Source organism: Cellulophaga sp. 20_2_10, assembly GCF_023476645.1.
In the GTDB taxonomy this organism is placed as follows: domain Bacteria; phylum Bacteroidota; class Bacteroidia; order Flavobacteriales; family Flavobacteriaceae; genus Cellulophaga.
Genome location: NZ_JAMCOJ010000011.1, coordinates 9789 through 28906, shown reverse-complemented (window position 1 = coordinate 28906; position 19118 = coordinate 9789). Strand labels below are relative to the sequence as shown.

Annotated in this window: 3 protein-coding genes; all 3 read left to right on the top strand. The window is 34.9% G+C overall.

Features of this window, described 5'->3' with window-relative positions; genetic code table 11:
- Positions 1-177: 177 nt before the first annotated feature.
- The 3 genes from M4I21_RS15770 to M4I21_RS15760 all read left to right on the top strand — a co-directional run bounded on the left by M4I21_RS15770 (position 178) and on the right by M4I21_RS15760 (position 19104).
- Positions 178-2433, top strand: a complete 2256-nt coding sequence (locus tag M4I21_RS15770) for a T9SS type B sorting domain-containing protein (RefSeq protein WP_249560191.1) — start codon at positions 178-180, stop codon at positions 2431-2433.
- Positions 2434-2439: 6 nt separating this feature from the next.
- Complete coding sequence (locus tag M4I21_RS15765) at positions 2440-4587, top strand: PorP/SprF family type IX secretion system membrane protein (RefSeq protein WP_249560190.1); 2148 nt, start codon at positions 2440-2442, stop codon at positions 4585-4587.
- Positions 4588-4761: 174 nt separating this feature from the next.
- On the top strand, positions 4762-19104 hold the full coding sequence (locus tag M4I21_RS15760; protein ID WP_249560189.1) for a T9SS type B sorting domain-containing protein: 14343 nt from the start codon (positions 4762-4764) through the stop codon (positions 19102-19104).
- Positions 19105-19118: the final 14 nt, after the last annotated feature.

Below are 19118 nucleotides of genomic sequence, written 5' to 3'. Positions count from 1 at the left end.
CATTTTCACAACATATTTAAATACTACTACAACAATAAATTTATGAACAAGTTATAAACAACCATATTTGTTTAAGCAAATTTCGCACCCGCGTTAAAATGTTTGCAGAATTTTAAACGTTTAATCTTAATCAACTATGTCCCCAGACAATAAAATAGTTACAAAAACAAACATCTCATGAGAACAACACCTACTACAACTCTTTTGGTACTATTATTGTTAATTACCTGCTCTTTTACAGCAACAGCCCAAATCCTAAATGCTCCAGAACCCATTGCCAACCCTAGTGGCACAGGTACTAGCGGCTGGACAGCTGCTTGTGGATCGGCAAGTTTTAACTCTTACTGGGTTAATTTTACCTGGATCAACGCTCCAGCTGTAAACAGCGACAACAAATTTATTCTTGAACTGTCTGATGCCAATGGTAACTTTGGTAGCCCAGTAGCATTAGCTACTTTAGACGACAAAAACTCAACATCTGATTTTAATATACAGTTTGCTCTACCTACAGATACAAGAGGTGAGAACTATAAAATTAGAGTAAAAAGCACAAGTCCAGAGAAAGTAGGCCCAACTGCAGGCCCTTACTCTATGTATTATGTAGATTACAATTCTCCTATTTTAATGAGTCAAGATGGTAATGGTAACATTCCTTCTGGTGGTATAATAGAAGTTTGTGATGGTACTGCAATTACAATGGCTCCACATAATGTACCAAATCCAGAAACTTACCAATACAATTGGTATAAGAGCGGTACTTTATTATCCGAAAAAGGACCTTCTTTAACTACGACACAACCAGGTATGTACTCTGTGCAAATAGATTATGGAACAATTTGTTCTGGTTCTGCAAGTACAGACTCTAACATTATAGAAGTAACAACAGGTACAAGTTTAGGTGTTGCACTAAATGCTCCGTCTAAAACTAGTTTATGTTCTACAGACACAGAAACACTAACAGCCAACATATCTGGCCAAGGATTAACATATGTTTGGTATAAAGATAATGTTGCTATTACAACACCAACAGTAGATGACCATACGTATACCGTAAATGGAGCAACTGCTGGTTTTGAAGGTGAGTATTCGGTAGAAATTAATGGTGCAGGAGCTTGTTTAGAGCGCTCTGCTGCAATTTCTATAACTACAGCATCTAACGTTACACTTACTAGAGATAATGAAGCAAATCTTGTTCTTTTACCTAGTAAAACAAAAACATTACAAGTAACTAGCAGTAGTGCTGCCGTTACCTATTCTTGGTATAAAGATGGAACTGTTATTACAGGTGAAACATCTAACACCATAACAATAAACAGTGCAGGCGAATATTTTGCACGAATTACAGATAACGGAGGTAGTTGTCCTTTTACAATTGACTCTGAGAAAACAACAGTGGTATCGCCGGTATCATTTAATATAGTTATAGACTATACAGCACCGTATACTTCTTGCGTAAGCACTTCTACTACTTTAGATGCAAAAACAATAGAAGCTGTTGCAGCAGATGGCACAAAAACAGATGTTACTGCTGATTTAAAAAACGAATTTACATATCAGTGGAAAAAGAACAGCGTGGCTGTATCTGGACAAACAAGCAATTCTATTGCCTTAACAGATATAACTGCAAATGGTGATTATACACTAAATGCTAGCATTGCTGGTTATAGTGCACTAGACTCTAATACATTAAATGCAAACCTATTAACATCTGAAACTGTTACAATTGCAGCTAGTACTGCAACCTTTTGTAACCCAAGTAACCCAGTAGTTATAAGCACAACAACAACACTAGCAGGTGAAACTTTTACTTGGTATAAAGATGGTGTTAGCTATAACACAACAGATGAAACTTTAAATAGTACTGAAACAGGAACTTTTGTTTTAGAAGTACTAAAAAATGGTTGTCCGTTACGCTCTAACGAAATTGTTATTTCTCCTTTAGACGAGGATTTAATAACATTAGACAGCTCTGACCCAGTTATCCTTGTAGAAGGACAAACTAAAACAATAACTGCAAGCGGTGGTACAAGTTACCAATGGCTAGATGCAGCTAATGTAGAACTAAGCACAACTGCATCTGTTAATTTAACAGCAGAAGGTAGTTACACGCTTATTGCTAAGATAGACGACTGTGAAGTAGTAAAACAATTCACGGTTTCATATAAAGATACTTTTAATGTTCCTAACGTAGTAACACCTAATGGAGACGGTAAAAACGATCTATGGGTATTGCCAAATTCTTATTCTAATAACCCAGATGCAACTGTTATTATTTTTAATAGTAATGGTGAGGAAATCCTAAATGAAAAGAGCTACAAAAACAACTGGCCTAGTTCATCTATGAGTTTCCCAAAGCAAAACATGGTGTTTTATTACAAGATTATTGATGGCAAAAATGGTCAAAAACAAGGGACTATAACAATCATAAGATAATTTAAAATGTTTAAGTTTAAGTACATATACTTTCTATTATTATTAACGGTGCTAACCAATGTTAGCGCCCAAGAGGTTAATCCTTATCTATCGTACGATGTTCCTTCACAGAACCTCTTAAAGTACAATAGGTTCTTAATAAACCCTACCTTTTCTACGGTAAGGGAAGACAAGTCGTACGTAAACTTATTACATAGAAACCAATCGGTAGAATTTTCAGATAACAACCAAAACTACTTTTTAAGTTATAGTGGTCGTGTTAATGACCGTGTAGGTTTAGGGGTAAGTATTTACCAACAAACTGCAGGAACATTAACCAACTATGGCGTGTTAGCTAACTACGCTTATGGCGTTAAGTTAAGCGATAAAAGTAACTTTACTTTTGGTGCAAACTTCTCTTACTACGCAAGTGGTTTAGATAAGAGTAGGGTAAATGCTGCAGATCCTGACGATCCATTTTTAAATGGACAAACAGATAATTTATTACAATTTCAGCCAGGTGTAAACTTGTCTTACGATAAGTTTGATATTGGTTTATACGCAGAAAATTTATTTGACTATAACCTAAAATCTAATGAATCTATAACAGAATTTGCTGAAAAAACATTTTCTGGACACTTACAATATACTCATCAGTTTGATAAAACATCTGGTATTCTAGAACAAGGTAGATTAATGCCCTTAGCTAGAGTTCGTATGGTGGGTGAAGAGGATATAGTTTTAGGTGGTAGTCTTATTTTAGATTTGCCAAAAATAGGTTGGGCACAAGTAGGTTATGATGACCACTATGGTGCAGCAGCTGGTTTAGGTTTTAACCTTAACAAACGTTTATCTCTAGGGTATACAATGGAAAAAGGAATCTCTGGAAACCTTGATAATTTTGGACTTACGCATGAAATATCATTAGCATATTCATTTACACCAAACTTAACAGAAGATCGTGTAATGTTAGAGGATGATAGTGATGAGGAATTAGCCTTAAACGAGGAAGAAGTAAATAAAGACGATGAGTCAAAATCTGAAAAATTTGAAGAATTAAAACAACGATTAGCAGAAAACGACCAAGTATTGGCAGAGCTAATGTACAGACAAGACTCTTTAGAAATTAATAGACAAAAAGACTTAGAAACAAGATTTGAGAGAGTATTACGTATGGTACGTAGCGAAACTCAAGGTAATAGACCAGATTTAGAAGAAAGAGCTAAGAAAATGTATTTCATTAATAATGATGATAATGCAGTAGCAGATAACACAACTTCTAACCCTAATAATACAATTGGTGAAGATGTAGTTAATGATTTTTCAAACACTAAAACACCAACCACAAACTCTGGGTACCAAAGCTCAACACAAAATAATACTCCAAAAAACACGATAACTAAAGATGCTACAACAACGAACCAAGCAGTTGCAAACAATACATCTTCCAATAGCGTAACAAAAACTACTTCATCAATAAAGAGTAGAAAATTTAAAAACTTAGATGGTGTAGAACAGGGTTACTATGTAATAGCAAATGTTTATAAGGGGCAAGGTTACCTTAACAAGTTTATGTCTGACTTAGAAAATAAAGGGATTTCTGCAGATTATATAAAAGATCCAAAAAGCGGATTAAAGTATGTGTATTTAGAAAAATATGATACTTGGCAAGAAGCTGCAGATGCACACAATTCTAAAATGAATGGTGCCTATACAGATACCATGTGGATAATGAATGTAGATAATAATACATCTACAGATGCTAGATATTCTAATACAGCATATGCTAGTAATAACCAAACGCAAGATAATACAGCTATACAAGCTAAAGAAGATTACCAAAATTCCAAATTTAGAAATCCAGTACAGAAAGACAATGTTGCTGGTGCTTTCCCTACACCAAAGGTTGTAAAATTTAATGGTGTAGATTCTGGATATTACATTATTGCAAATGTTTTTGCAAGTGCTAAAAATGCAAACAGTTTTGTTAGACTGCTTAACAAACAAGGTTTACACGCTAGTTACTTTATAAATCCAGAAAACAATTATAGGTATGTTTATTTAAAAAAGCACGGTTCATGGAACAATGCTCTACTATCATATTATTCTAATATAAATAGCTCTTACCAAGACCGTATGTGGATCATGAGAGTTACTCCTAATCTAGTTGCGTAATGGATAAAACATTTTCAAAAATAATACTTTTTTGTGCGCTGTTGCTTACTTGCATAGCATTAGCTAATACAAAAAATACCGATAAGTATACTGTAGAATTCAATGACAGTATAACAACTGACAACTCAACTCAACTTAATTACTCACCAACAAACACTAAAAACATTCTATCTAATGAATAAGTTTTTAAAATCACTTTTAATCATTCTTGTCTTGGCTATGTCCCACTTAGGATTTAGTCAAGTTAAAAATAATTTTGAACCCCGATACGATAATAGTATTAGAGGGGATTTAACTATTATCGCTAACAACATTGTTAACCGTGAATCTAGATCTAGAACTCCTAATAACCCTTATAACCAAACAGGAAGTGGCTCAACTGCCAATGATAGTTGGGATATGCAATACATAGATATAGATGGTGATGCCTCTACATTTAGTTCTAGTAGTTCTACTTTAACGGTACCAGATGCTAGTTGTTCTAGAGTTAGGTACGTTGGTTTATACTGGTCAGCTGTCTATGCAAACGAAACAGACCGCAGTAATATTGGAAATATTAAATTTAAAACACCGAGTGGTTCATACGTAGATATTTCTGCTGATGAAGTACTTTTTGACGGTTTTGGTGATGCAGATTTTGGTTATTATAGTCCATATGCATGTTATAAAGACATTACATCATTAGTTACTGGCTTAGCAGATCCTAATGGAGAATATACTGTTGCAAACATTAGAGCTAGTGTTGGACAAAGTCCATCTGGTGGTGTATCTGGTGGGTGGACAATGGTTGTGGTTTACGAAAACCCAACATACCCTGGTAAATACATTACCACTTTTGATGGGTATGCCGGTATTAAATCTGGAGAATCTGTAGATATTCCTGTTTCAGGATTTACAACATTACCAGCTCCTTTTCCTGTAAATGCGAGGTTAGGTGTAAGTACTTTAGAAGGTGATAATGGTATAACTGGTGACGGTTTATCTATTAAAGCAAGTGGTAGACCAACTTATACTCCTTTAGGTACAAATAGGTTTGGTGCCAACCCTAATAAAACAAATAACTTTTTTGATAGTAATATCACTTTAGAAAATAATATCGTAACTACTCGTAACCCCAATAGTAGAAATACATTAGGCTGGGATGCAGACCTTTTTACAATACCTAACACAGGTTGGTCTACCATCCCTAATGATGAAACTAGCGCTATATTAAGAGCAACATCTACACAAGATAAATACGATATTTTCTTTACATCTTTTGATGTAGAAATTATAGAACCACAAATGCACTTGGCCAAAAGGGTAGAGGACATTGGTGGTACAGACATTACTGGTCAAGGTGTAAACTTAGGTCAAGTTTTAGATTATGTACTATCATTCCAAAATGTTGGTAATGATGATGGTGATAGGTATACTATTAAAGATGTTTTACCTGTAAACGTAACCTTAGATGAGACTAACATTACAATGCCAACTGGCGTAACTTATACATATGACCCAGCTACTAGGGAGGTAATTTTTTCTATTCCAAATGACTTAGTAGAACAAGGAGGGCCTTTAGAGAGCATACGTATGCGTGTACGTGTTGCAGAAAATTGTTTCGACTTTATAGACGCCTGTTCAGATCTTATTCAAAATTTAGCATACTCTACCTATAGAGGCGTTATAAATGACAGTGAAATTACAGATGATCCAAGTGTTACAGATTTTGATACTTGTGGATTTACAACTCCAGGTGCAACTAACTTTTTATTAGACGATTTAGAAAGCTGTGACTATAGTAGAAATGTAGAAATCTGTGGTGCAGATGCTATTCTAGATTCTGGTGATGGTTTTGACGATTATGTTTGGTACAAAGATGAAAACGGAAACGGTGTTATTGACGCTGGTGATACTGTACAAAATGACGGTAATCCTGATGGTGATTTAAGTACACTTATTGTCGATGATATAGGTGTTTATATAGTTGATAAAATTATTGCAGATCCTTGTAAAGGTTTTCAAGAAATTATAACTGTAACACGTTTTGGTACTACACAAACAAACCCAATAACAGCATTAATAAACGATACTACAAATACGGTTGATGGTGAGGTTACAATTTGTCCGATTGACGGAGACCTTTTACCAAAAGTATTTTTATGTGGTTTAAATGATGTAGAACCAATAAACATTAATATCCCTGATGCAATAAGCATACAATGGGAAAAGTTAGACGAGGGTAGTTGTACGGCTTCTGTAGAAGACTGTGCTAATAAAAACGGTACTTGTACTTGGACACAGGTAGCAACCGGACAAACTTTTAATGCTGAAGATGAAGGACAATATAGAGTCGTAATTAACTACCGAAATGGTTGTTTTACAAGATTCTATTTTAACGTATTTAAAAATAATTTAGACCCTAGAGCAACCCTAAAAGATATTATTTGTACTACAGATGGTAGCATAAGTGTTACTAACGTACCTGCAAATTATGATTTTCAATTATTAGATGCAGCAACAGGTAACATTCTTGTTCCTTACAGCGCAAATAACGGTCCTGTTTTCCCTATAGCTACTAACGGAGCCTACACAGTAGAAATGCGTCAGCAAGGTGTTGTAGATGGTTGTGTTTTTAGGTTAGAAGATCTTGGGATCATAAGAAGAGATTACAAAGTTAATATTACAACAAAAGATACAGACTGTAATGGTTTAGGAGAAATTAGAATTTCAGCTGAAGATGTAGAACCACAGTACTATTTTTCTATCTCTCAAGGAGGAGTAGAGGTAGATACTTTTGGACCTACAAATGATAATGATCATACGTTCTCAGGTTTAAACGATGGTGTTTATGACGTTACTGTAAGAACTGATGATGGTTGTACATTAACAAGAGAAATAACTATAAATGATGTATCTGATTTAGCTGGTACAGCTTTAACAACAAAATCTATAGACTGTACAGATGGTATAATATCTGTAACGGCTACTGGTGGTGTTGCAAGTCCAACATATACGTATGCAATATGGAGTAAAGATGGTGTAGACTTATACCCAGCTCCTTTTTCTTTGAGTGCTATTCCTGCAAGTGCATACCAAACTACAGCTGACTTTTATTTTAGTGATATTGATGCTGGTACGTATGAGTTTATTGTAGTAGGTAGTAACAATTGCTACATTATAACAAATGAAGCTACTGTGGCTATTGCACCAGCAATAGTTTACACGCCAATTATAGAAGATGAAAAATGTTTTGGCGCTGAAGATGGTACGTACAATATAAACGTTACAAATAGTAACGGATATACGCTAGCTTATAGCTTATTGTATCCAGATGGTACAACTACGGCAGTAAATAACTCAGGTTCTTTTACTTCTTTACCTCAAGGAGATTACATATTAACAATTACACAAACCAATGGTGGTACATCTTGTGATGTAGATGAACCTTTTACAATTGGTGGCCCTGTTGATGGTGTAACAGGAGATGCTGTTTTAACTCTAGATTATACATGTTTACAAGAAGCTACAATACAGGCACAAAATGTAACTGGTGGTGCAACTCCTTATTCTTATAGTATAGATGGTGTTAACTTTAATACAGGAGTTGGTGCAGATACTTTTTCTAACTTAACAAACGGAACATATAGTATTACAATTAGAGATGCCAACTTATGTACGTTTGTAACCAATGAAATTGTTATAGATGCATTAAACCCTCCAACAGATTTAGATTTTACATCAACTGCTCCAAACTGCCCTACACAAACATCAGATGTTACTGTAACAGTTGCAAATGGTACTGCTCCTTATGTATTTACAATTATTGCTCCAGCTGCAGTAGCGGCTACAAGCACCACAGGAAATACAGCAACATTTAATGGTTTAGCTCCAGATACCTATACATTTAGGGTTACAGATGCTAAAGGTTGTGAATATGATGAAAGCTTTACAATTAGACCAGTAGATCCTATAAATGTTTTAGGAAACCTAGTTAGTAATATATCTTGTTTTGATGATACAGATGGTGAAGCAAATTTTGCAGTATCTGGTTTTAACGCTACATATAATTATGTAATAACAGGACCAACAGCTATACCAGCAGGTACAGCAGTAAATGATGCCGTAATTTCTTTAACCAACTTAGATAATGGTACGTACACAATAACCGTAACAGATACAGAAACTAGTTGTACTGCAACGGCAGATGTTATTATAGATGCTCCTACAGCAGCTTTGGCATTAAACGTGTTAGAATCACAACCAACTTGTACTACAGACGGTAGTGTTGCTTTAACTGCTACTGGCGGTTGGGGTGGTAATGACTTTACAATTATATATCCAGATGCTACAACTACAGTTACTAATGGTTCTGGTACCTTTAATAACTTAAACCAAACAGGAACTTATAATGTAAGCGTAGAAGATGCTAACGGTTGTATCATAACAGCAAATTTTGACTTAGATGCATCAGTTGCTCCTACTTTAGAAATTGTTCCAAATAACGATTGCTTTACGGCAGCTGCAGGACTAGAACTTACGGCAAATGTTATAGCTGGCGGAGATGGTACTTATCAATATAGAATAAATGGCGGTGCTTATAGCACAAATAACGTCTTCTCTGGCTTAAACCCAGGAACGTATACTATAGATGTTATAGATGGTAAAAACTGTAAAGGAACAGCTTCTATTACAGTAAATCCAGAATTAACAGTAACAGCCACAGCAGATAACATTACATCATGTGGTACAAACGCAATTGTTACCATTACGCCTGCCGGAGGTAGTGGCACAAACTATGTTTATGCAATAGTTGCCAATGGTGCAACTCCTGCAGCAACAGATTTTACAACTACTAATCCTAGAACTGTAACAACAGGTGCTGGTGATTATGATGTTTATGTACGTGATAATAACGGAACAGGAACTTTTTGTGAGGCTATGTACGATTTAAACATTGTACAAGATCCTGCATTAACAATCTCTACTGTAAGTACTGATATACAGTGTAGCGGTGAAGCACAATCTACTATAACAATTACTGCCGGTGGTGGAGAAGCTCCATACACATATAGTATTGGGGGTGGCTATAAAACAACTAATGTGTTTAATAATTTACCTGCGGGAAGCTATAATATTAGTGTTAGAGATGCTAATAATTGTGCAGTAACAACTACACATACCATAACAGAACCATTTACGTTATCTGCTTCTGCTGCAGTTACAGCATTATATGAATGTAACCCAACTACTGGTGCTGAGGTTAGAATAACAAATGCTCAAGGTGGTACACCTGCTTACGAATATAGTTTTGATGGTGGTGCTAATTATAGTACAAACCCAATTAACAACTTATTACCAGGTACACATACGTTATATATTAGAGATGCTAATTTATGTACGTTTGAAATGATAGTAACTGTAGATCCTGCGCCTATTGCGCCTACATTTGCTCCATCAATTTCTTATGATTGTGAAGGTCTTGGTGAAATTACAGTTACACCAAATAGTACAGATTTTGATTATATCTACTCTATAGATGGTGGATTTAACATGCCAGATAATACAAGTAATATTTTTACAGATGTAACAGCTGGTACACATACTATTAAAGTAGATTATACATCCAATGTAGCGCCTACACCTAGTAATTTATTATCAGAAAACTTTGGTTCAGGACCAAATACATCAATAACACAAATAGATCCTGTATACTGTTATGAGCCACAAAATTTTACAACTGATGTTTGTAATTCTCCTAATGGAAGGATTAATGATGGTGAATATTCAGTAACACAAAATATAGGTTTACTTTTCTCTGGTTGGATAAATCCAAATGACCATACAGGTAACGCTAACGGAAGGTTTTTAGCCATGAACGTTGGTGGTGTAGCTGGTGTTGGTGGTATTGTATATGCCAAAAGAGGTATAGAAGTTATACCAAACAGAGATATTACGATATCTACATGGGGCTTTAATTTAATAAGCTCAAGCCCTGCTTTTAGCGCACTTGCAGATCCAAGTATAGTAATAGAATTGGTAGATGGTGGTGGTGCAGTAATTGCTAGTACTGCTACAGGTGAAATTCCTAAACATAACAACGCTGACGATTGGCACAATTATACCGTAACATTAAATCCTGGTGCTAATACAAACCTTGATATTGTTATTCGTACAAATTCTGTTGCAACCAATGGTAATGACATTGCTATAGATGATATACAAGCATTTCAGTTACCAGAAGTTTGTTCTTCATCTGTAACTTTTGATGTTGTGGTTGAAGCTGGTAAAGCTTTTGCAGCAACAGTTACAAACCCTAAAAACATCTCTTGTTTTGGTGGTAATGACGGTGAATTTGTTATAAATGCATCAAACTTTGGTGCAGGTGGATTTCAATATACTATAGATGGTGGTACTAATTATGTTGGTCCTTTTACAACAGCTACAACAGTAAACACATTAACTGCTCAAAACTATACTATTGAAGTTAGAGATGTTGATGATAATGCGTGTAGTATACCTTTATCTCAAGAATTAACTCAGCCTACAGAAATTACAGTAACTGCTTCTATAACAGATGAATTTACATGTAACAATACCGGTGCTACAATTACAGCTGTTGCAAATGGTGGTACACCAACGTATAACTATCAATTAGAAATATACAATACGGTAACAACTACTTCTACAGTTTTTAGAGCATACCAATCTTCTGTAATATTTACAGATGTACCTGCAAATGCAGCTGATGAAAACTATATAGTAAGAGTACAAGATGATAAATTATGTACTAATGTTGTTACACCTGCAGTAACAGTTACTGCCCCAGAAGTACCAACTTTTACAGTAACGCCAACAGCGTGTTACTCTGGTGCAAATGATGGTGAAATACAAGTAGATGTTACTTCTGTTCCTGGAAATGAAAACTTCCAGTTTAGTATTAACGGTGGTGCTTGGATTACACCAACTCCAGCAACTGCTACAACATATACTTTTACAGGTCTTGCAAACGGTACATATACAATAGACGTTAAAGATGGCTATGGTTGTGTTGGCGTACAAGAAACGGTTATTTTAAATCCTACCTTAAGAGCTACAACAGTTTTAAATAACGATTTAACATGTTTAGTAGATGCTTCAATAGATGTAAATGTTACTGGAGGTTCTGGTACATACACTTATGAATGGTCTACTACTAATTCTGGCCCTTGGAATGTTACAAACTTTACAGGAAATAATTTTACTACAGATACAGATGGTACATACTTTTTTAGAGTAACAGATAATACAACTCCTGTTGCTTGTACTTACATTACAAACTCTGTAATTGTATCGCCAGCGGAATTACCTGTAATTACTACTGTAACTCCAACTGATTTAAATTGCAACGGAGACGATTCTGGTAGTTTAGCTATTGTAATAGATACTAGCGTTGGTTTAGCTCCTTATACAATTAACGTTACAAATACAACTACAACACAAGATTACGGTACACAAACATCTGGCTTAACAGCTGGTGATTATACTGTAACTGTTACAGATTCTAAAGGTTGTGTAACAACAGAGACAACAACAATTAACGAACCTGCTGTAATAAATTATACAGTAAATAGCCAACCAATAACTTGTAATGTAGGTAGTACGATAAACAATCCAGGATCTATTACAATAACAAATATTAGTGGTGGTACTGCAGAATATACGTATATACTAACTGCAAATAATGGTATTACGCCACAAACACACATAACAACAGCAACTACAAGAGACCGTACTTTTGATATCTTAACATTTGGTATTTATGAAATAGATATTGTTGATGCTAATGGTTGTTCTGCTTTTACAACACAAGTTATATCATCTCCACCAGACGATTTAGATATAGATGTGAGTACATCTACAGCAAATTGTGCAGATGGTGGTACTGCAATAGTAGAAGTTTCCGCAATGGTTGGTAGTGGTAATTATGAATTTGGTATTTTAGAAGATTTTAACTCTCCTTATACCTCAACTTATTATGCTCCAGATACTGTAGGCGGAAGTATTATTACATTCTCACAAACAGCAAATGGTGTATACTTAACTCCTGGTATAACTTATACTTTTGTAGTACATGACTTAGTTAATAATTGCTATTATTTTGAAACTGCAGCAACACCTATAGATAGTCCATCTAATATGACTGTTTCTTTAGATCCTGTAGCTAATGTAACCTGTACAGGTTCTAACGATGGTAATATATCTTTTACTTTTGACAATTATGATGCTTTAGCAACAGCTGTAGATTATGAAATTTTCTATAAGCAATCTAACGCACCAATAACACCTACTCCCGTTACTGGCTCAACTCCAGTTTCTGGACCAGTAACTGCAATAACTGTATCTAATTTTGCGACATTACCTCCAGGTCAATATTACTTATTATTATCTGAAGTTGGTGGTCCCTTTAATGGTTGTACTGTTTATGGTGGTGAATTTACCATAAGAGAGTCTCTTAATTTATTAGAGATAGATTTAACTCTAACTAAAAATGATAATTGTAACACAGATGCAGGTGTAATAACTGCTAGTGGTCAATATGGTACAGGTCCTTATGAATATCAAATATTACCAACAGGAGCTACAGCTCCAACTTTAACTACATGGGCTGGTTCATCAGTAAATGTATTTAATGTAGAAGGTGGTACTTATGACGTTTATATTAAAGATGCATATGGATGTATTCAAACAGAATCTATTTTTGTTCCAACTGATGTATCTCCAGAAATATCTTTATCATTAGTTGATGAATGTGTTGCAGAAGGTGATTATGAAGTATTAGTAACTTTAGATACACCAAGTACAACACCTTATTCTATAAGTGTTAATGGAGCAGCTTTTCAAAATATTACATTTACTGCTGGCGAATATACTATTACAGGATTAAGTTCTGGTACTGCACAAACAGTAGAAATAAAAGATTTAAATGGTTGTGGAGAAACAGAAACCTTTACAATTTATCCTAAATTTCAAGCTACTGCAGCTGTAACTAAATTGTTAGACTGTTCTGCTACACCAAATGCAGAAATTACAATCACTGCTTTTGATGGTTCTGGTTCATATGCTTATGCGATTGATGGTCCTGGTACTAATGACTTGCCAAGAACTAATTTACCATCACCTGCCAATACTGATGTTTGGGATGGAGCTACTGTATCTGGTACTTACATAGTATCAGTATATGATAATAATACTCCATCTTGTCCTCCAACAGTATTTAATGTCGTTGTTGCAGATGCCGTAACCCCAATATTTACGCACACATTTACAGCTATTACGTGTAATACTGCAGATGATGGTACTATAACTTTATACCAAACTGATAATGGAATTAACCCATTAACATACACAATAACACCTTTAGCTGGTACTTTTGATACTGCTACAAGCACATTCTCTAACTTACCTCCTAATACATATACAGTAACTGCAACAGGTACAAATGGTTGTACTGCTACTATAACAGATATTATAATTGATCAACCAGATCCTATTGTAATTGTAGCTGCAGATGTTGTAGAATTTGGTTGTACGCCTACAAGTGGTAACACTAATAGCAATGCTAGCATTACTATAGATAACACTGCTGCTAATATTACTGGTGGTAGCAATACATATGTTATTTATGAATTTATAAATGATAACAACACACCTGCAACTGGTGATGATATTATTGTACAATCTGGTTCTAATACTGTTTACATAGAAACTAATACTGTTGGTGGTTCTTATACCATTAATGTATATGACGATAAAGGTTGTGTTGGTACAATAGAAGCAGATATTGCTCCTTATGATGAATTGTTAACAGCTACTGCTACTATTACAGGTGATATTACTTGTGATCCTGGTACAGATGGTGAAATAACTATTGGTGTAACTTCTACTGCTAATGATACTTCTAAATTTGAGTATAGTATTGATAACGGAACAACGTGGCAAACCACTGTTTCTCATACCAATCCTGAAATATTTACTGGTTTAGGTGTTGGTACTCACAATTTCTTAGTTAGACATGCAGATACGGGTTGTATTATAACAACATCAGAAACTATTACTAGTCCAGATGTATTAGAATTAGATGCAACTGTAACAAGCAATGTAATTTGTTTTGGTGGTACTGATGGTAGTGCAACATTTAATTTACATGATGATGCTAATGTTACCTACACAGGTGCAATAGCATACATACTTTACCAAGATGTAAACAATACTCCTGCAAATACTGGAGATGATACACAAACTCCAGGTAGTGCACCAAACGGTAATTTTATAATTAACGGTTTAGTAGCTGGTACGTACTACATAGAAGTACAACAAACTCCAGATCCTAAATGTACATATACACAAGCATTTACTATTACTGGTCCTAGTGCTGCAATAACTGCCGCTACAGAGGTTTCACCTGTAACTTGTGTTGGTAATGACGGAGTTATAGAAGTTATTAACGCTGCTGGCGGTTGGGGAGACTATGTGTATTTTGTAGATATAGCAACTAACCCTGCTCCAGTATATCCTACAGATTATGTTTCTAATCCTGAATTTACTGGTTTATCTGGTGCTGCAGCTCCTGCAGGTACAGATTACCAAGTTTGGATTGCAGATAAAAATGGTTGTATTGTTCAATTAGCTGATGTTAATTTAGTTACACCAACTCAAATTACTGCAACTTTACAAGTAAATCAAGAAAATTGTACAAACCTAGAAGGTGAAATTGAGGTTATTGGAACTGCAGGTGGACAAGGAAGTAACTATACATACCAACTTATTAAAGATGGTACGGCAGTTGGTTCTCCGCAAACAACAACAACATTCTCTGGTTTAGGTGCTGGTTCTTATACGGTATTAATTAACGATCAATGGTCTTGCGATTTTACAACGCTTGCAACGGTTTTATATGAAGAAATGAATGTTTCTACTATTGTTGCTAAACCAATAGATTGTACTGTAGATCCAGGCGGGCAAATAACAGTGAATGTAACTGGTGGTTCTACAAACTTAGAATTTGTAGCTACATTACCAATAAGTGCTACAACAATTACAAATGCAACAGGTGTGTTTACTGGTTTAACAGAAGTTGGTGTGTATAGCTTTAGGGTTCGTGATTTAGATACAAGTGCACCAATATGTGAAAAAACAGTTACACAAGAATTGGTAGATAAAGTAGATCCTATTTTATTAGCTGCAACTATAGATAACGTAAGTTGTTTTGGTTTATCTGATGGTAGTATTACTGCTAATTTAGATCCTGCAACAAATGTAGATCCTATTTATAACTATAATTTATATGATGCTACAGGAGTAACTCAAATAGGAGTAACTCAAACTAGTCCTACTTTTACAGGATTAGCAGCAGCATTTTATCAAATAGAAGTAGTATCTGCTAAAGGATGCTCTATACGACAAACTGTTGAGGTTACGCAACCAACACAGTTGCTAATAAATGCAGTTGCAACAGACTTTGCTTGTGCTCCTAACAACACGGTAAATACAGCAATAATTACAGTAACTATAGAAGATGGTGCTACAACACCAGGAACTCCTTCAGGTTCTAGTCCGTATTTATACAGTATAGATAATGTAAACTTCCAAACTACTAATACATTTAATGTAATAGATACAGGAGTTGCACAAACTATTACAGTTTATGTTAAGGATGATAATACTTGTCCGCAAACAACAACAGTAACAATAGAGCCTATTAATAAATTTACTGCTGTAATTTCTCAAGACACTGCCATATCATGTAATGGTCCAGAAGAAGTTACTATTACAGTAACAGATAATGGTGATGCTACAAATGTATATACGTATGAGTTGTTACCAATTGGTAATACAAATGCTACGCAAATAACAACACCAACATATAACACTGCAACTTTTGAATTAAGAGCTGTTGGTGGTTATGTATTTAGAGTTACAGACACAACTACTGGTTGTTATGTAGATACAGAAGTGTATAACATTGCACAATACGATTTAATTAAAGTTTCTGCTAGAGCAACTTCTCCTGTAACTTGTTTTGGAGGTATAGACGGTGAAATTGAAGTAACAGTTACAGATGCTACTGGGCCATTTACATATACAGTTTTAAATGCTGATGGTACATTAACAGGTATTAATGGTAATGCTACAACAAACACATTTACTATAACTGGTTTATCTGGTGGTAATTATTATGTTGCAGTTACAGAAGATAATGCTCCTTTTTGTACTGAAGATTCTAATGTAATAACTATAGTTTCTCCAGATATGGCATTAACAGCAACGGTATCACAAACTGCAGCTGTAACTTGTGATGATAATGCTGGTGAAATAGTAGTGCAACCAACTGGTGGTTATGCACCTTATGACATTGTTTTAAGAAACAATACTACTGGTGTAGAAACTACTTTTACAGATGTTTCTTCTGCTAGCTTTGTAAGGTTAAGTGCTGCTACGTATACTGTAACAGTAACAGATGATGGTGGATGTGATTTTACAGATACCATAACATTAGACCCTGCAATACCAATTACAGCAGATATTACACCACTTACACAATTATTAACTTGTTATGGTGATACTAACGGGAGTGTTATGGCAGTAAATGTATTAAATGGTGAAGGCGTTTACAACTACCAATTAAATGTTTATGATGCTGCTGGTACTACTTTATTATACTCTAGTAGTCCACAGGCAAATCCAATGTTCAATAACTTAGGTGCTGGTATATATACGATAACAGTATCTGATGGTTGGAACTGTGATGTAGAAACTATACAAGCTATTATAACAGAGCCTACAGACATAACTGGATCTTTGGTACAGGTTTCACAATTAACGTGTGATGATGATGCTGTAATACGATTAACAGCTACTGGTGGTACTGCTCCTTATGAGTTTAGTGTAGATGGTATAAACTTTACGCCAATGACTGGTGGAGATACACACACATTTACAGTACCAGCAGGTGTTTACCAGTACTATGTAAGAGATGATTTTAACTGTGGTAACATTATTAGTAATCTAGTTACAATAGATCCTGTACCTCCTTTAACTATTGCTTTAGACGAAAGTGCTGCAATTATTAATTGTAATGGTGAATCTACAGCAACCATAAGCTCAAGAGCTAGTGGTGGTTTAGGAAATTATTCTTATGAATTATTAGATAACCCAACAAGTACTAGTCCTTTACAGGGACCACAAACTACGGGCGACTTTAGAAACTTACCAATTGGTATTTACTATATAAAAGTAACATCAGATGGTGGTTGTGAAACCGTATCTAGAGCAATAACAATAGTAGAACCTATTCCTTTGGTTATAGATACTGAAGAATTTACAGATGTAACTTGTTTTGGTGAAGAAAATGGTACTATAACTGTTGAGGTTAGTGGTGGTACAGGAGAAATTAAATATTCTATAACACCTAATTTAGATCAGTTTGATACTAAAAATGTATTTACAGATTTAGCTCCTGGAGTTTATGATGTAATTGCACAAGATGAAAACGGTTGTTTTATAGCTTTTGATTTTACAATTAATGAACCAACTGTAATACAATTAGGTGAAACTACAACTGGTGAAACTTGTACGGGGAATGAAGATGGTATGGCTACAGTTACAATAACTGGTGGTACTGCTCCTTACAGAACTAGTTTAGATTCTAACGATCCTGCAGATTATGTATTAGACAGAGTAGATTTTTCAGGATTATCTTCTGGAGCTCATGTAATATTGGTTAAAGATGCAAATGGATGTGATGCTAATATTATTATAAATATAGCACCAGGTGTTAACTTAAAAGCTACTGCAACACCTATTTACGAGTGTAGTACAGATACGCCTACAAATTATTTAGACGTTGTTTTAGAAGACAACACAATAACAGACGTATTATACGGTTTAGATACTACAGATCCTGCTGCAATGCAATTAACTCCAGACTTTACAAATATGTCTGCCGGTAATCATTATTTATACTTATTGCATGCAAATGGATGTTCTGAAACAATTGACTTTACTGTAGATGCCTTTGAGCCATTAACACTTGTATTACAGAATACAAATATTAACGAAATAACGGCAATTGCTGCAGGTGGTAACCCTAAATATACTTTCTATCTGGAAGGAAACAATAATGGGGAAGACAATACGTTCAGAATACGTAAGACAGATACTTATACCGTTGTTGTTGTAGACGAAAATGGTTGTGAAACGACTCAAGATATATTTATTGAGTTCATCGATATAGAAATCCCAAATTTCTTTACACCAAACGGTGACGATGTAAACAATACATGGAAGCCTAAAAACACAGAAGGGTTTCCAAATATCTTAACTATTGTATATGATAGATACGGTAGAGAGTTATATAGAATGGGAGCCGATGATAAAGGATGGGATGGAACTTATAATAATAAGGATCTACCATCTGGAGATTACTGGTATACTATTAAGCTTAAAGATGAAGTAGACAGCAGAGAATTTGTTGGACACTTTACATTGTACAGATAAAAAATAAAAGAACT

Bases quoted from the DNA above. Each gene is read 5' to 3' on its own strand.
- M4I21_RS15770 (WP_249560191.1), top strand. From the start codon at position 178: ATGAGAACAACACCTACTACAACTCTTTTGGTACTATTATTGTTAATT.
- M4I21_RS15765 (WP_249560190.1), top strand. From the start codon at position 2,440: ATGTTTAAGTTTAAGTACATATACTTTCTATTATTATTAACGGTGCTA.
- M4I21_RS15760 (WP_249560189.1), top strand. From the start codon at position 4,762: ATGAATAAGTTTTTAAAATCACTTTTAATCATTCTTGTCTTGGCTATG.